The sequence below is a fragment of the Nonomuraea solani genome (assembly GCF_900108335.1).
Classification (GTDB): Bacteria; Actinomycetota; Actinomycetes; order Streptosporangiales; family Streptosporangiaceae; genus Nonomuraea; species Nonomuraea solani.
This window is the reverse complement of sequence record NZ_FNVT01000001.1, coordinates 765,046-784,430: the sequence shown is the minus strand read 5'-3', so window position 1 is coordinate 784,430 and position 19,385 is coordinate 765,046. Positions and strand designations below refer to the sequence as shown.

Here is a 19,385-nt window from a genome sequence, read left to right as displayed (position 1 = left end):
TGTGTTGCGGTTTCAGAGTGAAACTTATGGACCTCCACTAACTTCTGGCTTACAGACCACTTGACTCTCACTAGTCGGGGCCCTCCAGGCCGCTGTGCCACGCGCGGGCGCCCGGCGGGCGGGGTTTCTTGCACCGAGGTCAAAAGACCGTCACCTGAGAGTTGGGTTTTCTCTCCGTCCGGCTGCCGGAACCGGTGGCGACCGTCCCCGGCGGGATGTCAGGCTGCCCGCAACCGCCCCGGTCCTCCTGCGAACGGGTGGCCGGGGCGGAACCTCCGCAAGGCACCACCGAGAGGAGTGCTGCAGATGACACAAGACGCCAGCCGCGTCGCGGCCAAGCGGATCAACGACCACGTGGAGCTCATCCACGTGGACAACCCGGACTCGGTGCTGGAAGTTCCTCGCCGTGACTGGGAGGCGTTCACCGCGGCCGTCAAGTCGGGCGTCTTCGACTTGGAGACGCTCAACAGGCAGGCCGAGGAGAGTGTGGCCTGACCTTCCGCAGCACAAGGGCGCCCGCTCCCGCGCTGGGGAGCGGGCGCTTCTGCTTGCGATTCAGGTCAGCCGCGGCCGGTCCAGTAGTCCTGGGCACGCTCCCACGCCGCCCCGCCGACCGCCCGGCCCAGGGCGCGGCCTTCGAGGTCGCCCAGGCGGAAGTGGATGCCACCGTATCGGCGCGACATCCCGGCCTCGTCGGCCGCCGCGGTGAAGGTGCGCCAGCGCAGCGTCACGTCCGCCGCGGGCGTCACCCCCGGCTCCACCTGCGACGAGCCCGCCGCGATCACGGCCTGCCCGCCGAACGTGTCGCCGCCGGTGAAGCGCTTGAGCACCTCGGCCGCGGCCCCGCTGAACGTGCTGTGCCCGGAGACGTACTCGCCGAACGGCGGCGTCGGGAACGTCGGCACCTGGTAGGGCACCCACGAGGCCCCGTCGACCACCCGGCCGCCCCACGTCGGGATCTGCTGCCCCTGGTAGAGGAACCGGATCGCGGTGATCGGCCGCGCCGAGTCGTGGTCGCGCTTGACCTCCCACGAGGCGATCCCGGCGTCCATGACCGAGTTCGCCAGCGCGAAGAACAGCTTCACGTCCTGGTCGAGCCCGTGGTGGTCACGCGCCGAGATCTGCTGGGCGAACAGGCACCAGTGGCCGGGCGGCGTCTCGCTGGCCGGCCCGTCGGACCAGTATTCGGAGATGACCTTCTGCCGGTCGGTCAGCGCGGCCGTGCCGGCCACGATCTCGGCGGCCTGGGCACGGAACCCGGCCGAGCCGTAGGCGTGAGGCGCCCGCACGCCGTCGGCCAGGTCGCGGGCGTCGCCGCTGAAGGAGGCCACCTGTCCCCAGTGCGGAGCCAGGAACGGCGGCGTGACCAGCACGCCGGCCCGGTTGACGTAGGTCAGCGGCGCCCACCGGCCGGGCTGGTTGAGCGTGGTCAGCGGCTGGGCGACCACGACGGGCGCGTTGACCGGCGCGTAGCCGGTGGTGTCGGCGTAGCCGCCGAGCTGGTTGGAGCCGTCGGCGTGCCGCTGGTCGAGCACCGCCTGGCAGGCGGTCACCCCGGTGGTGGCCGGGGTGCTCGACGCGTCGGCCGGGTCGTAGCCCAGGTCGGCCATCAGCGCGTCGAACCCGGCCCGCTGCGCCGGATAGAGGTCGACCGCGGCCAGGTGGGCGGCGAAGCTGATGGCCTCGGCCTTGTTGGCGTCGGTCCGCTCGGCCACGGGCCGCCGCAGCGTGCCGCCCAGCCGGGTGCCGACGGCGACGGCGTCGTAGGCGGCCCACGCGTCGTAGGCGCAGGTGTGCACGACGGCCAGCGCCCTGGACACCATCGGCGGGCCGAGCGTGCCGGTGCGGATGGCCGTCAGCAGCGCCTGGTTCCACCGGATCACCACGTTGGGCCCGGTGGCCGCCTGCGCGGGCAGCGCGGGCAGAACGAGTGCCAGCGCGCTCACGAGGGCGATCGCGAGCGCGGATAAGGACTTGCGATGGGACATGGAAGATCTCTCCTAGCGTCAATGGGCCCCCGCCACCAGGAGACGATTCCACACTCGAATACGCGTTCGATCTAACCGGCAGGTGACATCCGTCTAGCCGGCACGAGGGGAGAACGTGTTCAGCCAACCAGGCCGCGGATGGTCTCGTAAAGATCCAGGACGGCCAGCGCGAGCGGGATCAGCGCGATCATCAGCAGGATGTCGAAGATGTCGCCCACGCGGCCCCAGAACGGCGACGGGCGTCCCGACGTGAGCCACAGCGCCGACCCCGCCACGGCCAGGGCCAGCACCACCAGCCCCGGCACGATCCCGTAGAGCAGGGCCCCGCCCCCGCCGAGCGACAGGGCGGCGGCCGGCAGGATCACGCCGAGCAGGGTCGTGGTCAGCAGCCAGGTCCGCTGGCCGCGCCCCTCGAAGACGCGGGCGCGCATGAGCAGCGACAACGACAGCGCCGCGCTCATCGCGAACGCGGACCAGGTGCCCTCCAGCACGAGCAGCACCTGGGCGCCGAGCACGACGAGCGCCACGCCGCCGAGCAGCCCGGCGCAGTAGCGGTCGGCGACCACGGTCTTGTCGATCACCAGCCCGCCGTCCAGGTCGCCGCTCTCGCGCCGCAGCTCCTCCGCCGTGGTCGGCAGCGCGGGCAGCGGCATCCCGGCCAGCCGGAACGACAGCGCGGGGATCGCCGTCGTCAGCCCCACCGCGATCGCGGCCAGCACCGCCGCCACGCCCGCCCCGGCCAGGTCGAAGGCCATGACCAGGCCCGAGGCCACCAGCCCGCAGAACGCGGCGGCGGCCAGGCCGAGAAACGTGGGCAGCCCCTGCGCCACCGCGAACCCGGTCGCCGTGGCCAGCATCAGCACCACGCCCGAGGCCGAGAGCAGGGTCGCCGGCTGGAGGATGTCCTGGCCGGAGGCGGGGGCGACCAGGCCGGCGACGAAGCCGTACGGGAGGGCCGCGTACCCGATCACCGCCCCCGAGCGGGCGTCGCCCAGGGCCCGCGACAGGGCCACCGCCACCACCAGCAGGACCAGCGCGACGGCGCCCGCCACCAGCGCGGTCGGTGTCCAGGGCGGGCCGGTCAGCGGCAGCGCGGCGGCGCCCAGCCCGAGCAGGGCGGCGGCGGCGCGCAGGCCGTAGGTCCTGGTGGTGGCCGGCCGCCAGCGCCCCGTGTGCTCCAGCACGCCGGTCGCCACCGCGTCCGCCACGTCGTCGAAGACGACCTCGGGCAGCTCGTGGCCGCGCGGGCGCAGGTGCAGCAGCTCGCCGTCGTGCACGGCCAGCTCCGACAGGGTCGCGTTCGGGTCGAACGGCGGCCCGCCCAGCCGCTGGAGCACCCAGCCGCCGTGCGCCAGGCCCGCCTCCGCGAGCCCTTCTCCCGCGATGCGCAGCAGCGTCGGCAGCAGGTTGCCCAGCGGGATGTCCGGTGGCAGGCCCAGGTCCAGGAATCCGCGCGGGGTCACGACGGTGACCCGGCACAGGTCGGTTCCGGTGGCGCTCACCCGGACGAGTGTAGGGAGCGCGGGGCGGGAACGACGCGCGAAAAACGTTCAGGAATTTTGAAGTGTCGCCTATATCCCTACGTCAGTGGCTTTCATGGGGCTCGTGAGCGGCAGCCTGATCGTGGTGCGCAGGCCGGAGCGGCGCCGGCCGCCTGAGCCTCCTGGCGGCGAGGTGCTCCTGGAGTCTCCTCCGGAGATCCCCGAGACCGTCACGGGCGGCGGGATGTCGCAGTTGCTGACGTATCTGCCCATGATCGCCGGGGCCGGGGCGATGGCGCTCATGTTCACCGGCGGCAACACCAGCAATCCGATCATGCTGGTGTCGAGCGGGCTGTTCGCGGTGTCGATGGTCGGCATGAGCGTGGGTCAGATGATGCGCAACGCCGGCGAGCGCAAGAACCAGCTCAACGGCCAGCGCCGCGACTACTACCGCTACCTGGAGCAGGTCAGGAAGCGGGTACGGAACGCCGCCGCGCAGCAGTACAAGGCCATGACCTGGAACCACCCCGACCCGGCCGCCCTGTGGTCGCTGGTGATGACCACGCGGCTGTGGGAGCGCCGGCCCCGCGACGACGACTTCGCCCAGATCAGGATCGCCACCTCGGCGCAGCGGCTGGCGCTGCCGATGATCCCGCCGGAGACCCGGCCGATCGAGGACCTCGACCCGGTGACCGCCGGGGCGCTGCGCCGGTTCGTCCGCACGCACGCCACCGTGCCCGGGCTGCCGGTGGCGCTGGCGCTGCACTCCTTCGCGCGGATCGTGGTCACCGGCGAGCCGGGGGCGGCGCGCGACCTCGTACGGGCGGCGCTGGCCCAGGCGGCGGCGCTGCACTCGCCCGAGGACCTGCGGATCTCGGTGTGCGCCGCGGGCGACCGGGCCCGCGAGTGGGAGCCGGTGAAGTGGCTGCCGCACGCCCTGCACCCCACCGAGGAGGACGGGGCCGGGCCGGTACGGCTGGTCGTCGGCGACCTCGGCGAGCTGGACGACCTGCTGGGATTCGAGCTGAAGGACCGCTCGCGGTTCAGCAAGGGGCTGACGCCGGAGGCGGTGCCGTACCACGTGGTGGTCGTGGACGGCGGCACGGTGCCCGCGGGCAGCCAGCTCGCCCTGGACGTCATCGAGGGCGTCACCGTGATCGACGTCGGCGGCGTCACCCCGCCCGTGCCCTCGCAGCTCACCCTGCGTCTCGACGTCGGCGAGGACGCCGTGGTCAGGGTCGCGGAGGACGAGCTCGGCAAGGAGGTCAGGACCACGCTCGGTCGGCCCGACCGGCTGCGGCCGCCCGCGTTCGCCGCGCTGGTCAGGCAGCTCGCGCCGATGCGGGCCGCCTCGGCGGGCGGCAACGAGGAGGAGCGGGATGTGTTCGCCACGAACACCACGCTCACCGACCTGCTCAGGATCGGCGACCCCCGCCTGCTCTCCCCCACGACGACCTGGCAGCCCCGGCCCGTCAGGAACCGGCTGCGGGTGCCGCTCGGCCTGGGCGCCGACGGGCGGCCCGTCGAGCTGGACATCAAGGAGGCGGCCCAGGGCGGGATGGGCCCGCACGGGCTGGTGGTGGGCGCGACCGGCTCGGGCAAGTCGGAGCTGCTGCGCACGTTGGTGCTGGCGCTGGCGATCACGCACTCGTCCGAGACGCTCAACTTCGTGCTCGTCGACTTCAAGGGCGGCGCCACGTTCCTCGGCCTGGACGGGCTGCCGCACGTCTCCGCGGTGATCACCAACCTGGAGGACGAGCTGCCGCTGGTCGACCGCATGCACGACGCGCTGCACGGCGAGATGGTACGCCGCCAGGAGCTGCTGCGCTCGGCCGGTAACTACGCCTCGCTGCGCGACTACGAGCAGGCCCGCGAGCAGGGGGCGAACCTGCGGCCGCTGCCGACGCTGTTCATCGTGCTGGACGAGTTCAGCGAGCTGCTGACGGCCAAGCCGGAGTTCATCGAGCTGTTCGTGATGATCGGCCGTCTGGGCCGGTCGCTCGGGGTGCACCTGCTGCTGGCGTCCCAGCGGCTGGAGTCGGGGCGGCTGCGGGGGCTGGACACGCATTTGTCGTACCGGATCGGGCTGCGGACGTTCTCGGCGGCCGAGAGCCGGGCCGTGCTGGGGGTGGCGGACGCGTACTCGCTGCCGCCGGAGCCGGGCAACGCGTACCTGATGTTCGAGACCACGGGCATGACGCGGTTCAAGGCCGCGTACGTGTCGGGGCCGTACCGGGCGGCCGTCGCGCAGGGACAGGCCGCGGCGCCGCGCTCGGCGCACCGCGGGAAGATCGTCTGGTACGGCCCCGACCGCGTGCCCATGCCGCCCGTGGCCGAGGCGCCGCCCGTCGTGGAGGACAAGAGCCGCCAGGACAGCCTGCTGGACATCGTGGTGTCCCGGCTGGCCGGGAAGGGCACCGGCGCGCACCGGATCTGGCTGCCGCCGCTGAAGGAGCCCTCCTCGCTCGACCGGCTCCTGCCGGCCATCGAGTCCACGCCGGGACACGGGCTCACCGCCGCCGGGACGGGGCAGGAGCGGCCCGGGCGGCTGCACGCCGTGGCCGGGATCGTGGACAGCCCGTTCGACCAGCGGCGGGACCCGTACTGGCTGGATCTGTCGGGGGCGGCGGGCAACGTCGCGATCGTGGGCGCGCCGCAGACCGGCAAGAGCACGCTGCTGCGCACGCTGATCGCCTCGCTGGCGCTCACGCACACCCCCAAGGAGGTGCAGTTCTACTGCCTGGACTTCGGCGGCGGCACGCTGTCGGCGCTGTCCGGGCTGCCGCACGTCGGCGGCGTGGCCACCCGGCTGGACGCCGACGCGGTGCGCAGGACGGTCGCCGAGGTCAAGACGCTCGTAGAGCGGCGCGAACGGCTGTTCGTCGAGCGCGGGATCGACTCCATGGCCACCTACCGCAGGATGGTCGCCTCGGGTGCCTACGAGGGCGACGGCTGGGGCGACGTGTTCCTGGTGGTGGACGGCTGGTCGACCCTGCGCCAGGAGTACGAGCTGCTGGAGGCGGACCTCGGCGACCTGGTCACCCGCGGCCTGGGCTTCGGCGTCCACGTCGTCGGCACCGCCAACCGGTGGCTGGAGTTCCGGGCCGGCGTGCGCGACCTGCTCGCCACCCGGCTGGAGCTGCGGCTCGGCGACTCGTTCGACTCCGAGATCGACCGCAAGGCGGCGGCGAACGTCCCCGAGCGGGCGCCGGGCCGCGGGCTGACCAGAGAGTCGCTGCACTTCCTGGCCGCGCTGCCGCGCATCGACGGCCGCTCCACCGTGGACGACCTGTCCGACGGGGTGTCCGCCCTGGTGGCGGCCGCGGCGGCGGCCTGGCACGACCACCCGGCGCCGCCCGTACGGCTGCTGCCCGCCCTGCTCCCCGCGCACACCCTGCCGGCCCCGCCGGAGGGCGGCACCCGCGTGCCGATCGGCATCGACGAGGCCGCGCTGGCGCCGGTGCTGCTCGACTTCGACGCCGACCCGCACTTCGTGGTGTTCGGCGACACCGAGAGCGGCAAGAGCAACCTGCTCAAGGTCGTCGCGCACGGCCTCGCGACCGCGCGCACGCCGATGGAGGCGCGCTTCATCGTCATCGACTACCGCCGCTCGCTCCTGGACGCCACCGACACCGAGCACCGCGTCGGGTACGCCGCCTCGAGCACCGCCGCCACGACCCTGCTCAAGGGCGTGCACGAGGTGCTGCAGGACCGGCTGCCGCCGCCCGACCTGACCTCGGAGCAGCTCCGCACCCGTAGCTGGTGGACCGGGCAGGACCTGTACGTGATCGTGGACGACTACGACCTCGTGGCGACCTCGGCCAACCCGCTGACCGTCCTCGGCGACCTGCTGCCGCAGGCCAGGGACATCGGCCTGCACGTGGTGCTGGCGCGGGCCATGGGCGGCGCGGGGCGTGGCATGCTCGACCCGGTCGTGCGGCGGCTGAAGGAGATGAACTCGCCGGCCGTGATGTTGTCGGGGCCCCGGGACGAGGGACAGCTCTTCGGGAATGTACGGCCACGGCAGTTGCCGCCCGGGCGTGGCCTCTACGTGGACAGGCGGTCCGGCGAGAAGCTCGTCCAGACCGCCTATCTCGAAGGCCCCGGCTAGCGGTTCTCGACGGCCCCTCCCGGCGGTTCTCGGAGGCCCCGGCTAGCGTTCTAGGTCGCGCTGGATCCTGGAGAGCTCGGCCATCGCCTGGTCCATGGCGGCCTCGTACGCCTCGCCCGCCTCGCGCATGTGCACGTCGGCCGGGTTGTTCTCGGCGGCCAGGTCCAGCGGGCCCTCGCCCAGGGCGTCGCCGAGGAGCGCGGCCGACTTGGCCTGCATGTCGACCAGGGCGCCGGCGATCAGCGTCAGGATCGTCGCGGACAGGCGCTGCGAGCCCCAGCGCATGGCCCGGGGGTCGATCTCCAGGCCAGTGACGCCCTCGGACGAGCACTCGACCGTGACCAGTTTGTCCGGGTCCTGCGCGATGCCCTTGATCGTGAGCATCTGCTGATAGAGGGCGTCGAGCCCGTCGGCGGGCCGCTGGGCGTCGGCGATCAGCCGGTCGATGGCCTCCTCCATCATGCCTTCACCCCGGGGGCCGCCGGCTTGATCGCGGTGTCACCGAACTCGCCCGCGACCGCGGACTGGCCCATCATTCCGCCCGTCACCCCGGCGATCCCGCCCAGGACGACCTTCTTGCCCGCCGACATCTGGGCCAGCTTCGCGACCGCCTTGCCCACGATGCCCTGGCCGCTCATCGCGAACGCCCTGACCCGGCTCGCGAGCTGCCCGGCCTGCTGGTCCGCCCGGATCCCGAACGAGGTGGCGGCCACCTCCGCCGGGACCCTGGTGAACGCGTTGAGCTGGGCCATCCGGTAGATGTATCCCGCCGTGAGCATCGCCGCCCCGGTGGCGAAGGCCGCCTGGCCGAGCACGTCGTAGACGTTCGCCGTGGTCCGCAGGACGTCGGCCGACGCCTTGGGCGACGCCGCCTTGTCCCCCGCGTCGTCGGCGTAGTCCCGTATCGTGCCGGTGAAGAGCTCGGCGCTGGGCGCGGTCCAGCTCACGTTGGTGACCGAACGCTCCACGAGGTCCGGATGGGCGGTCAACGACCGGGCCACCTCGTCCCACCCGTCGGCCGCCGCCCGTTGCCGGCCGGTGTCGCCGGCCATGAGCGGCAGGAGCATCGCGGCGCGGCGGCCACGGCCCATGCCCAGGAGCAGCGAGCCCGTCAAGGCCATGGTCGAGCCCTGGAAGACGGACTCGGGTTGTTCAAGCATGGGATGTCGCCTTACGTCGGGATGGTCGGCATCTTCGCGGCGATCGTGGCGGCGTCCGTGTCGCCACCCACGTAGCCGTTGGCCGTGTCGTACGCCTTGGTGTGGATGTCGGCCACCTGCTTGCGCTTGTCCGCCACGTAAGTCTGGGCGGCCAGCTTGACCTCGTCGAACGCGTCGCCCAGCGAGCTGCCGAGCAGGCCGAAGACGCCGTAGCCGCCGACGGCGGACAGCTCGATCCGCGCGACGGTCCTGGCCAGCTCGTCGAGGTCTCGCATGGGCTCGTCAATCATGTTGCGGCCCATCTCGCGGATGGACTCGGCCTCGACAGCGATCTTGTCTCCGGCCATGGCTATCCCACCACCGGCGGGCCGTGGTCGACGTCCGGCTGGAAGAAGTCGTCGTCACGGCTCTTGGAGGTGACCGGCCGGCGGGCCGCGCTCTGCCCGTCCTGCGGGATGCCGCCGCCCATGGGCATGAACGGCATGCCGGCCATACCCGTCGTGCCCGGCTGAGCCCCGGCCACGGGCGACCGGGTGGCGGGCCAGGAGCCGTCCACCACCGGCACGCTGCCGGGCCGCACGCTGGGACCCTGCGACGCGGCCTCCTGGGCGGTCGTGGTGTACGGATTTCCGGTGGGCTGACCGCTGGTGGGCGCGCTGTCGCGGCGTGCTGTGGGGGTGGCTGCGGGCGTGGGCACGGGACTTTTCGGCCGGTCGGCGTCCGTGGTTCCCGGTGGCGCGGTTCCCGGGGGTGTGGTCACCGGTGTGCCCGGCCGGGCGGCGCCGGTCTGGCCGGGGGTGGTGCCGCTGAGCAGCCCGGTCCCGCCGGGAGCGGGCACCGGCGGAGCGGCGGTGACGGGTGGCGGCGCGGCGGGCGGTGGAGTCTGCGGCGTGGGCCCGGGAGCGGACCCGGGCGTGGGCCCGGGAGTGGGCTGAGCCGGGCTCCCGGGTGCCGCCGCCGTGGACGTGCCCGACTGCGACCCCGCGGCCGCCGGGCCGGACGTCTCCGCCAGGCCGGAGCGCGAGGTGTCACCATAGGGCAGGTCGTTCCCCCGTACCGGCGCCGGCGGGCGTTCGATCGGCGGCATGTAGGGCTCGGGCGAGGCCAGCACCTCGTCCCACGGCAGCCGTTGCGGCATTGCGTCGTGCCCGGCGTGGTAGCTGGGATTGAGCGCCGCCATGAAGGTGCGGGCCTCCTGATCCGGATCGTTGTAGGTCATCTGCCCGTATCCGGGGCCCGCCTCCGTCCAGTCGCCGCGCAGCGCCGTGGCCCCCTCGAAGTCCCGCTGCGCGGTGACCAGCGCGTCGCGCACCGTCCGCAGACCCGGCGGAAGGGCGTTCAGGCCGTCCCGCAACGACCGCATGTACGTCTGCAGCCGGTTCATCCGGGTGAGCATCGCCCTGGCCGACTCGCCGCCCCAGTTCCCGTCGGCCACCAGGTTGGCGGCGTAGCCCGCCAGCGCGCCGATCGCCTCGGTCAGCTCTGTGGACGCGGCGCCGTACGCGTCCATGACCGGCTGGAACTCCCCCGGTTTCGCCTGCTCGATGCGCTGCTTGATCCGATCGCGGTCGCCGTAGGAGCTGACGTCCCCGGCCGGCAGGCCGCTATCCTTGATCGGTACTGGTTCCGGCAACGCCTTCCCTCTATCTCTTACGCGGCTATCCCTTGTGCGGCTATTCGTTACGCGGCTATCCGTTACGCGGCGCCGCGCCGGCGGCCCGCTCGTCGGCCTCCCGCACGGTGTCCGCGGTGGCGACCAGATCATCGATCACGCGCTGGACCTGGTCCAGGACCAGCCGGAGCGAGTCTCTGGTGGCCTCATGGGCCCGGCTCACGGTGCCGGTATATCCGAGGGCGACGTCCCAGTCCCCCGCGGCTCCGTCCGGCAGCCTGTACGTCTGGTCGCGGATCGCCGTGAGCCCCGGCAACAGGTCTTTGGAGAGCTTGCCGGCCACGTCACGCAGCGCCTCCGGCTTGCACATCGTCTTGTCGCCGGCCGTAGCCGGGTCGATGAGCGGCTCGTCCACCCCGCTCAGGTGCCCCAGCGGCGGACGTTGGTGTTCTCAGCGTCCCGCATGATCTCGGTCGCGTCGTGCAGGGCGGGGCCGAAGCGCTGCATGGTGTCGCCCATGGTGACCACGGCCTCGTTCCACTGGCGCTTGGCCTCCATGTAGACGTCCTTGGCCGAGCCGTCCCAGGTTTCGAGGACCTTCAGGTCGCTTTCCAGGTCGGCCAGTTCGCCGACCAGGTTCGCGTAGGCCCGGCCGAGCTCTGACGCGATCTCGTCCATCTCGTCGAAATTGGCGAGAATGATGTCGCCGCCACCGGTCATGGTATTTCTCCGTTCGTCAGATCTTGCCGCCGCCGAGTGCCGCCCTGAGATTCTCGGCGACCTCGCGCGAACTGGTGGTCGCCTCGGTGTACTGGATACCCGAGGCCTTCAGGTTCTCCGCGATCGTGTGCAGCGCGTCGATGACCTTCTTGAACTGCGGGTTCCACTCGTTGAGCACCTGCGTGTAGACGGTCGCCGACTCGCCCTGCCAGGCCCCGCCGAGTGTCGCGGGAATCTGGGTGAGCCTGTTGTGAATTTGCGTGATGGTTCCGTGGGCGGTGAGCGCGCGTTCTGCGGCGCTGTGCTGGCTACCTTCTTGGAAGCGGGTCGGCTCTGCCACCGTGTACCTCTCAGATCTGGCGAACCCGAATTAAATCGGGTTTCATCTTTGAACAACGTAAATGGTCGGAGTTTAAGTTGGCTACGATTTCAACTTTCCTGTAAATATCGCGGTGTTCCCGGCCCGCCACCCCCTTCGGCGGCCTCTGGGCAGCGTCAGCGCCAGGAACACCACCAGTCCGGTGGCCCCGACCGCGCCCCCGGCGATCCCGAGGGCGATGCCGCGCATTCGCTCGTCGGGCACCGGCGCCCGGGCCAGGACGACCGGCGCCGCGCCGGCCGCCTTCTCCTCGGTCGCCGGGAGCACCGATGTGACCGCCTGCAGCGGGTTGACGAGCCCGGCGCCGGTGCCCGACGCGCCCCCGCCCTCGGCCGTCCGCTCCAGCCGGCGCTTGACCTGCCAGTGGTCGAGGTCCGGATGCCTGGCCCTGACCAGGGCGGCCACCCCGGCCACGAAGGGCGCGGCGAAGCTGGTGCCGTCAAGACCTGTCCGGTACCCGCCCCCCGTCCACGCGCTCGTGACCCCGGCTCCCGGCGCGGTGACCGAGATGCGGGTGGCGCCGTTGGAGAAGTCCGACTTCTTACCGTCCGGCGAGGCGGACCCGACCGCGACCACACCCGGATACTCGGCCGGGTACGCGGGCGAGACCGCCCCGTCCTCCTGCTTGACGTTGCCCGCCGCCGCCACGATGACCGCGTCCTTGGCCTGCGCGTACGTCACCGCCGCCTTGAGCTGGGGCGCGTCGTGGGCCTGCACGGACACGTTGATCACGTCCGCCCCCAGGTCGGCCGCCCGCCTGATGCCCTCGGCCAGCCGCGACACGTCGCCCGACTGCCCCTGCGTCTGCTTGATCGCCAGGATCCTGGCCGCCGGCGCGACCCCCATCACGGGCACGCCGCGCGAGGTGAGGTCACGGCCGGCGATGATCCCGGCCACCGCCGTACCGTGGCCGACGCAGTCGCGCTGGTCGGTGGCCGTGAGGTCCACCTGGCGCGTGACGACGCCGGCGAGCTGGGGGTGAGTGGCGTCCACGCCGCTGTCCACGACGGCGACCGCCACGCCCTCGCCCTTGGTGAGCCGCCACACCCGCTGGAACCGCAGCCGCTCCTGCGCCCACGGCGTACCGGTGACCTCGGCGATCCCCGGTTCGGGGTCGCAGGTCACCGGGCGCGTGGGCGCCGGGGTGGGGACGAACACCAGGGCGAGGGCCACGGCGCCGTACCAATGGACAGGCACGGTACGGAGTCTGCCGAGATTTCCGATTTGTCGGGGCTCTCTTAGAAATATCTTGAAATGACGCGCTGCGCGGCGGCCTGCGGGATAGGCAGGTGTCGGTATGTCCGTCGACGTGGACGCGGAGAGTGAGCATGGCGGCACCTGAGGGGGACGAGGAGCGGCCGCAGGTCGGCCGGTCGTACCTGCAACGGGAGCAGAACACCAAGAGCTACGAAGGTGGCGGCTCCGGCACCGAGTACGACTTCGAAGCCGACACCATCGAAGACGCCTACGCCGATCACCTCGTCGACTACGGAAAGGGCGCCTATCCCGGCCAGCCTTACGCGCAGGCGCCGGACCTGGAGGGCAAGAAGCTGCTCGCCGACCATCCGGTCAATCCCGGAGCGGCGAAGAGGGAGCTGTTCATCGACCTCGACGCCTACGAGGACCCGGCCACCGGCAAGGCGCGGCCGACGTCCCCCGTGGAGAGGCTCCGCGCGGACCTGGCCCGTCTCCAAGGCGAGGGCGAGGGCACGACGGGAATCAAGGCCCTGCTCGACCTGTCCAGGCTCGACCAGCGCGACCTCGGCTCCTGGGAGGCCGCCGACGACCTGCTGGCGACCACGGTCCAGGCGCAGGCCACGCTGGAGGGCGCCACCCGGCGGGTGTGGACGGTGTACGCGGCCGTGGTGGAGGCCCTCGACCAGACCGTGAAGTCGGCCAAGGCGGCGGACGGATCCGTCGCGAACGACCTGAGGACGCGTACATGAGCGGCCACTTCGAGGAAGCGCTCATGTCCGGCCGGGCTCCGCAACCCGGGGGCGTCAGGCCGCTCGGCGTCGGGGACTCGGAGAGCAGCGAGGGCGTCGCCGCGCTCCTCCAGGCGACCGAGCCGGAACGGATCGCGCAGGCCGGGCGGAACTACCTGGCGATCGCCCGGATGTGCGAGGAGTCGGTGGGAGAGCTGAGCGCGCAGGCCCGTGCCATCTCGGAAACGCTCGGCGGGGAGTCGCTGAAGGGCATCTTCGAGACCATCGGCGAGCTGCAGAAGGACCTCGCCCGGATCCACGCCGCCGCCACGACGGTCGGCCGGCCCTTGGAGTGGTACGGCGCCCAGGTGCTCCCCTGGTTCAAGGGCAACGTCCCGGGGACGGGCTCGGTCAGCCTGGACGACGACCTCTTCGACAGCTTCGGCGCCGTCGAGGACAACGGCCACGCCCTCGCGCGCCATCATCTCCGGCTGCTCAACGCGTACATGGGGGACGTCTATCACGCCGTCGAAGGCTACGTGGAGCAGCGCTCCAACGCGCCCCAGGTGAGCATGACCGATCCTTCGCTCGGCCCGTCCCTGGGCCTGCCGCCCGGCGGCTTGACCGGTGATCCGTACTCGGGGGCCGGGCTGCCCTCGCCGTACGGAACTCCGGGCTTCGGCACGCCGGACGGCCTCGGGAACCCGAACATCCCCGGCCTCGACGACCCGTCCCTCAAAGACCCGTCTCTCAAGGACCCGTCCCTCACCGACCCGTCGCTGCAGAACCCATCTCTCCAGGACCCGTCGCTGCAGAACCCGTCGCTGCGGGACCCGTCTCTCCAGACGCCACAGACCCCCGATCTGAAGGCTCCCGGACTCAACACGCCCAACGTCCCCCCGCTGACCACCCCCACCACGACGGACCTGTCCAGCCTGCAGCCCTATCCGGGCGTGCCGCCGACGGGCCTGCCGGGCCAGCCGCCCGGCGGCTCCCTTGGCGGCCCCAGCATGTCCCCTGGCAGTTCGCCGGTCACGCCGTTCGGCACCGCGGGCGCGCAGGGCCTCGGCGGCGCACGAGTCGGGGCGGCCGGCATGCCGATGGGCATGATGCCGCCGATGATGGGCGGCGGGCAGGGCAACCAGGAGCGTGATCGGGAGCGCGACCGGCTGCCGCTGGTGGAGGACGAGGCGTTCGAGAGCGATGACATGGGCGGCCCGTCCGTGATCGCATGACGGTCATCACCGAACGGGTCCGCGGCTACCGGCTGCTGGAGCGGGCCGGTCAGGACGGTCCCTGGGCCGTACACCTCGCCCGAGCCGACGCGGGCGGGGCGGAGGTGCTGGTCAAGACGCTCGCCTGTCACCAGGTGGACAAGCGGGCGCTGAAGCGGATCATCCGCGGCTTCGGCTTCCCCGACGAACTGGCCGCCCACGAAGGCGTCATCCCGGTGCTGGAGGTGGGGGCGACGGGGGACGGACGGCCGTTCCTGGTGACGCCCCTGCACGAGGGACTCACGCTGGCCGAACGGCCGGGGCGTAGCCTGCCGATGCCGCTGGAGCAGGCCATGGGGCTGCTGCGCGCGGTGGCGCGCGCCCTCGCGGCCACCCATGGGGCCGGCGGGGTGCACGGGCGCGTCAAGCCGGAGAACGTCGTCATGACGGGGACGGGGGTGATGCTGACGGGGTTCGCGATGTCGGCCCTGATGTCGATCGTCGAGCTCCCGGACGGGACGCTGCCCTCGCCGCACGCCTCACCCGAGGAACTCGAAGGCCACCCGCCGCAGCCGGCCTCGGATGTGTACGGGCTGGCTTCGATGGCATACGAGCTGCTCGTGGGCCGTCCGGCGTTCGCCCTGGACGGGCCTGGCAGCACGGCCCGCTTCGTCCTCGGCGTCCTCACCGAGAACCCCCCGCCCTTCCCACCCACCGTCCCTGCGGACCTCGCCCAGGCCCTGACCCAGGCCATGTCCAAGGACCCCGCTGCCCGCCCCACCGCCACCGACCTCACCACAGCCCTGACCTCCCTCAGCTCATCCACCACCGGCCCAGCCCACCCGATCGCCACAACGACCGGCCCAGGCCACCCACCCACAGCCACCTCCGGATCAGGCCGCCCACTCACCGGCACCACCGGCCCAGGCCGACCACCCACGGCCACCGGCCCGGACCACCCCTTCGCCGACCACCTGGCCGACCCCGGCCCGTCACCCGCCGCCCGCCCATCAACCACCGGCCCGAGCCGCCCACCCACGGCCACCGGCCCCGGCCAACCCGCTGCGGGCCACCCGGCCACCGCGACGACCGGCGCAGGCCACCCGACCACCGGCACCACCGGCCCAGGCCGCCCACCCACGGCCTCCGGCCCGGACCACCCCTTCGCCGGCCACCTGGCCGATTCTGGGCTGCCGTCCGGGGGCCGCGTTTCGGCCACCGGTAGTGGTCCGGAGCAGTCTCTCGCGAGTCGCCTGGCCGTTGTTGGGCCAGGTCGTCCGGCTACCGCTCGACCGCCCGTCACCGAGTTGGGCCAGCCGCTTGGCGCGGTGCCCGAGGGTGACGGGACGGGGGCCGAGCGGTCAGGGCCGCGGGAGCTGGTTTGGACGGTTGATCCAGATCGGTCGCAGGTCAGACCGCCGGCCGGGCCGCAGCCGTTCCTGCCTCCTTCCACCAACGCCGCCGTGCCCCAGGCGCCGGTGGACGCTCAGGGTGGGCGGAACAGGCGGGTCCCGTTGCTGATCGCGGGGGCGGCCGGGCTGGCGGTGCTGGTGGGGGTGGGCGGTGTGGCCCTGGCGATGAGCGGTCGACTGCAGGAGCCCCTGTCCCAGCAGCCCGTCGCCGCGACCGCGGGTGCCCCGGCCGAAGCCCAGCCCGATGGCACAGCCGATGGCGGGTCCGACGCTGGGTCCAATGGAACGTCCGATGGTGTGCCCACCGTGGCACCGTCCCAGGGCGATGGCCGTTTGCCGGCAGACCAGAATCCGGCAGACCAGAATCCGGCGGACCAGACACCCGCCGAGCAGCCGGACCAGGCTCAGTCGGAACCGTCCGCCGGCCCCGCCACGTCACCGCCCCCGCTCCAGCGGACCGCTGATCCGGCCGTGGTGGCCGCGTACCGGCCCAAAAGTCTCAAGGTGGTGTCCGACAACGGCACCACCGTGACCCTGTCCTGGAAGGCCGTGCGCAAGAGCGACTACCCCGTGGTGATCCAGCAGGCCCCCGGCGACCGCCTGATGTCGGCGACCACCGGCGGCGGTAACTCCTACACGATCGGCAACCTGAACCCGGCGACCGGCTACTGCTTCAAGGTCGGCAGCGTGGTCAGCCTGGGCCAGCCGTCCTCCGTGGCCTGGTCGTCGGCCCTGTGCATCCGGGGCGCCGCCGAGGCGGGCGGCGGCCAGGACGAGGAGGTCCAGCCCCCGATCGTGCTCCCCCTGGCCACCCCACCGCCCTCCTGACCTCACCGACCAAGCCCTGCCCTGCCCGCACAGGACCCGGTCCGGCCGCACAGGACCCGGTCGGGCCGCACAGGACCTGGTCCGGCCGCACAGGACCTGGTCCGGCCGCACAGGACCTGGTCCGGCCGCACAGGACCTGGTCGGGGCAGGCCCTCCCCCAAACGCGCCCTGTCTGAGTACGACCCGCCAGAGCAGCGCCCTGCCCTGAGCACGACCTCCCCGAGCAGCTCCGGACCTGCGCGAGCGGCGGCACCCCGCGTAGACCCCTGCCCGAGGAGCGTTCTGGCTGAGCAGGGGCTATCCGAGTAGGGATCGTGGCGACAGCCGGTGTCCCAGTCTGCGCAGCGTCCCGACCCGTCGTCTGACCAGCGTGTCGATCTCGCCGAAGTGGCGCCAGGACAGGTCGGCGTCGGCCTGGTCCATGGGGGCGCCGCCGAACGTGGCCAGGTTCGCCAGGTCGGCGAGTGCCGTCAGCGGTTCGCGGGCCGCGGGCCCCAGGGCGGTCTCCGCCACGGACGCCACCTCCCCGGCCGTCAGCGCCCCCGACGCGACCGGGATCCCGGCCCCCCGCAACCGGGTGACCGTCTGGCGCCACGCCCCCACCACCCGGGCCGCCGGTGAGGAGGCCCGGCGGCGGCGCCAGCGCCGTATGGGCGGCACCAAGCCCACGCCGAGCAGATAGACCACCAGCACAGCGGCCGGCACCACGGCCCACACCACAAGACCGGTCCCGGTCCCCGGACGAGGTGTGGCCGTTGGGGTGGGGCGGGTGGTGGGTTTCTGGGTTGGTTTGGGCTGGGCGGAGTCGCTGTTGATGGCCTGTTCGATCTCCCTGGCCTGCTTGGGCGCCCCCTCCACGACATCACCACCCCCACCGGACCGCGTACGCGAAGGCGTCGGGTAGAACGGCACCCACCCGATCCCCTTGAACTCGATCTCGGCCCAGGCCAGCACATCCCCGGCCCGCACCTGCCGCAGGCCGCCCTCGGCCGCCCCGGGCCGGAAGCCCACGACGATCCTGCTGGGCAGCCCGATCGAGCGCGCCAGCAGCGCGAACGAGGCCGCGAACTGCTCCGTCGTCCCCCGCTTCGACTCCGTAAGGAAGAACTCGACGCTGCGATAACCGTGCCCCGGCGGCGCGTTGACGTCGTTCTTGGCGAGCTTGCGCAGGTACGCGGCCAGCTTGGCGGCCTGCTGCGTCGGGCTGCGCGCCCCGGCCGTGGCCCGGCGGGCGATCTGGCCGAGGCGGGCGCGCTGCGGCGGCGTACGGCCGTCGGGCCCGTCGGGCAGCCGCCGCGCGGCCGGGTCGTCGGCGGGGGTGGCCTCGCGCAGCTCCGCGGTGGAGTATTGGCGGATGCCCGAGGTCACCTGATATGTCAGACCTTCGCGCGCCTGCGTGCTGGCCAGCATGCCGGTCGCCGGATCGACCACGATGCCGGGTCCCTTCGCCAGCAGCGGCCGGTCCGCCGCGGGCAGCCACGGCCCCGGCAGCCGCTGCACGGTGAAGTGCTGCTCGACGGTGTCGCGCTCGCCCTCCTGCCCGGGGACGCGACCGCCCGTGGGGACGAATCCGGCGTTCGACGTCCAGGTCACCCCGTCGAACGTGTCGAGCACCGCCAGCCGGAGGTTCGCCTCGGAGGCCGTACGGACGGTGAACAGCTCGCGCTGCGGGTTCTGCAGCCAGGCCGACACCTGGTCCAGCGCGCTCACGCCTCTGATCGGCTGGGGCGGGGGCTGTTCGACGAGCCGGCGCACATCGTACGGACGCTCGGCCATGGGCAGTACGGGAGCCGCGACCACGGCGCCCAGCACCAGGCAGGCGAGCAGCGGCACCCCCAAAGCCAGCGTCCCGGCCGACCGCGAGGTCCTGACCAGCGCGAGCAGCAGCGCCAGCCCCGCGAACACGGCCGCGTACGGCACCACCGACCCCGCACCCGCGACCCCGAGCACGACGGCGACGGCCAGCACGGGCAGCGCCGCCACGGCGGGCAGCATGACGGCCCTGGTCCGCAGCGCGAGCTCGCACCCGGCGAAGGTCGCGGCCCACACGAGGAAGCTGACCAGCACGATGGCCCTGCTGTCCGGGGCGGCCGGCAGAATCGTGGTCAGCAGCCGGCCACCGGCGTCCCGCACCCCGAGCAGCGCGGCCCGTACGGCGGCCGGACTGGGCACGAACCCCAGCCACGCCTCCGCCCGGAAGATCGTCGCCGACACCGCCACGAGCCAGGCCAGCACGCTGACAGGTATCGCTCCCCACAGCGGCAACCGCAGCATCGCCAGCACACCGGGCGCCACCGCCGCGACGGCCACCACGGGCGGCAACGCCGCGAGCGGGAACACCCCGTCGAACGCCATCCCCGCCGCCCCGCAGAGCAACGCCACCACCACGACGGACGCCACCCGCCGCCCCCACGACTCCCGCACAACGGGCCGCGAATCCGACGAACCGGAAACCGGCGACGAACCAGACGGCGCGGAAGCCGGTGACGAACCGGTCCCAGCGGGTGCCGGAACCGAAGGGTCAGGCGCGGACGCAGAACCGGTCCCAGCGGGTG

16 protein-coding genes are annotated in these 19,385 nt (G+C 72.7%); 5 read left to right on the top strand and 11 right to left on the bottom strand.

Annotation, left to right across the window (positions count from 1 at the left end; all coding sequences use genetic code 11):
- Positions 1-306: 306 nt before the first annotated feature.
- Positions 307-495 (top strand): hypothetical protein, encoded by a 189-nt coding sequence (locus C4V41_RS03505; protein WP_103954230.1) that lies wholly within the window; start codon positions 307-309, stop codon positions 493-495.
- A 65-nt stretch (positions 496-560) separates the two neighbouring features.
- On the opposite strand, the gene C4V41_RS03500 is transcribed toward C4V41_RS03505, so the two are convergent.
- Positions 561-1,988, bottom strand: coding sequence for a vanadium-dependent haloperoxidase (locus C4V41_RS03500; protein WP_103954229.1), 1,428 nt, complete (start codon positions 1,986-1,988; stop codon positions 561-563).
- A gap of 119 nt (positions 1,989-2,107) precedes the next feature.
- On the bottom strand, positions 2,108-3,490 hold the full coding sequence (eccD, locus tag C4V41_RS03495; RefSeq protein ID WP_103954228.1) for a type VII secretion integral membrane protein EccD: 1,383 nt from the start codon (positions 3,488-3,490) through the stop codon (positions 2,108-2,110).
- A gap of 103 nt (positions 3,491-3,593) precedes the next feature.
- Between eccD and eccCa the strand changes: the two genes are divergently transcribed.
- Positions 3,594-7,580 (top strand): type VII secretion protein EccCa, encoded by a 3,987-nt coding sequence (eccCa, locus tag C4V41_RS03490; protein WP_235029884.1) that lies wholly within the window; start codon positions 3,594-3,596, stop codon positions 7,578-7,580.
- A 42-nt stretch (positions 7,581-7,622) separates the two neighbouring features.
- Here the strand turns inward: eccCa and C4V41_RS03485 are convergent, their stop codons facing one another.
- From C4V41_RS03485 to mycP, 8 genes are all read right to left on the bottom strand, one after another.
- The gene (locus C4V41_RS03485; protein ID WP_146103513.1) at positions 7,623-8,042 is read right to left on the bottom strand and encodes a hypothetical protein; all 420 of its coding nucleotides are present in this window, start codon (positions 8,040-8,042) and stop codon (positions 7,623-7,625) included.
- Positions 8,039-8,740, bottom strand: a complete 702-nt coding sequence (locus C4V41_RS03480) for a hypothetical protein (protein WP_103954226.1) — start codon at positions 8,738-8,740, stop codon at positions 8,039-8,041. The genes C4V41_RS03485 and C4V41_RS03480 overlap by 4 nt, the downstream gene beginning before the upstream one ends.
- 11 nt (positions 8,741-8,751) lie before the next feature.
- Positions 8,752-9,087, bottom strand: coding sequence for a hypothetical protein (locus C4V41_RS03475; RefSeq protein ID WP_103954225.1), 336 nt, complete (start codon positions 9,085-9,087; stop codon positions 8,752-8,754).
- 2 nt (positions 9,088-9,089) lie between these two features.
- Positions 9,090-10,373, bottom strand: coding sequence for a WXG100 family type VII secretion target (locus tag C4V41_RS03470; RefSeq protein WP_103954224.1), 1,284 nt, complete (start codon positions 10,371-10,373; stop codon positions 9,090-9,092).
- 55 nt (positions 10,374-10,428) lie between these two features.
- Positions 10,429-10,767, bottom strand: a complete 339-nt coding sequence (locus C4V41_RS03465; RefSeq protein WP_103954223.1) for a hypothetical protein — start codon at positions 10,765-10,767, stop codon at positions 10,429-10,431.
- 5 nt (positions 10,768-10,772) lie between these two features.
- Positions 10,773-11,072: a WXG100 family type VII secretion target gene (locus C4V41_RS03460; RefSeq protein ID WP_103954222.1), complete on the bottom strand. Its 300-nt coding sequence runs from the start codon at positions 11,070-11,072 to the stop codon at positions 10,773-10,775.
- Positions 11,073-11,088: 16 nt separating this feature from the next.
- The gene (locus C4V41_RS03455) at positions 11,089-11,412 is read right to left on the bottom strand and encodes a WXG100 family type VII secretion target (protein WP_103954221.1); all 324 of its coding nucleotides are present in this window, start codon (positions 11,410-11,412) and stop codon (positions 11,089-11,091) included.
- A gap of 81 nt (positions 11,413-11,493) precedes the next feature.
- Complete coding sequence (gene mycP, locus C4V41_RS03450; RefSeq protein WP_160150155.1) at positions 11,494-12,648, bottom strand: type VII secretion-associated serine protease mycosin; 1,155 nt, start codon at positions 12,646-12,648, stop codon at positions 11,494-11,496.
- A 131-nt stretch (positions 12,649-12,779) separates the two neighbouring features.
- Here mycP and C4V41_RS60585 point away from each other — a divergent pair, with 131 nt between their 5' ends.
- The 3 genes from C4V41_RS60585 to C4V41_RS03435 are packed head-to-tail and all read left to right on the top strand — an operon-like array spanning position 12,780 to position 16,830.
- The gene (locus tag C4V41_RS60585; RefSeq protein WP_146103512.1) at positions 12,780-13,397 is read left to right on the top strand and encodes a hypothetical protein; all 618 of its coding nucleotides are present in this window, start codon (positions 12,780-12,782) and stop codon (positions 13,395-13,397) included.
- Entirely contained in the window at positions 13,394-14,611 is a 1,218-nt protein-coding gene (locus C4V41_RS03440; RefSeq protein ID WP_103954218.1) for a hypothetical protein, read from the top strand. Before C4V41_RS60585 ends, C4V41_RS03440 begins: the two co-directional genes overlap by 4 nt.
- Positions 14,608-16,830 carry a protein kinase domain-containing protein gene (locus tag C4V41_RS03435; protein WP_103954217.1) on the top strand — a complete coding sequence of 741 codons (2,223 nt, stop codon included), beginning with the start codon at positions 14,608-14,610 and terminating at the stop codon, positions 16,828-16,830. The genes C4V41_RS03440 and C4V41_RS03435 overlap by 4 nt, the downstream gene beginning before the upstream one ends.
- Positions 16,831-17,127: 297 nt before the next feature.
- Here C4V41_RS03435 and C4V41_RS03430 read toward each other — a convergent pair whose 3' ends face one another.
- Positions 17,128-19,230, bottom strand: coding sequence for a DUF3488 and transglutaminase-like domain-containing protein (locus tag C4V41_RS03430; protein WP_103954216.1), 2,103 nt, complete (start codon positions 19,228-19,230; stop codon positions 17,128-17,130).
- Between the last annotated feature and the right edge of the window lie 155 nt (positions 19,231-19,385).

What these genes read in the sequence shown, in the direction of transcription:
- C4V41_RS03440 (WP_103954218.1), top strand. Translation starts at nt 13,394, where the DNA reads ATGAGCGGCCACTTCGAGGAAGCGCTCATGTCCGGCCGGGCTCCGCAA.
- C4V41_RS03460 (WP_103954222.1), bottom strand. Translation starts at nt 11,072, where the DNA reads ATGACCGGTGGCGGCGACATCATTCTCGCCAATTTCGACGAGATGGAC.
- C4V41_RS03480 (WP_103954226.1), bottom strand. Translation starts at nt 8,740, where the DNA reads ATGCTTGAACAACCCGAGTCCGTCTTCCAGGGCTCGACCATGGCCTTG.
- C4V41_RS60585 (WP_146103512.1), top strand. Translation starts at nt 12,780, where the DNA reads ATGGCGGCACCTGAGGGGGACGAGGAGCGGCCGCAGGTCGGCCGGTCG.
- C4V41_RS03485 (WP_146103513.1), bottom strand. Translation starts at nt 8,042, where the DNA reads ATGATGGAGGAGGCCATCGACCGGCTGATCGCCGACGCCCAGCGGCCC.
- C4V41_RS03505 (WP_103954230.1), top strand. Translation starts at nt 307, where the DNA reads ATGACACAAGACGCCAGCCGCGTCGCGGCCAAGCGGATCAACGACCAC.
- C4V41_RS03500 (WP_103954229.1), bottom strand. Translation starts at nt 1,988, where the DNA reads ATGTCCCATCGCAAGTCCTTATCCGCGCTCGCGATCGCCCTCGTGAGC.
- C4V41_RS03435 (WP_103954217.1), top strand. Translation starts at nt 14,608, where the DNA reads ATGACGGTCATCACCGAACGGGTCCGCGGCTACCGGCTGCTGGAGCGG.
- C4V41_RS03475 (WP_103954225.1), bottom strand. Translation starts at nt 9,087, where the DNA reads ATGGCCGGAGACAAGATCGCTGTCGAGGCCGAGTCCATCCGCGAGATG.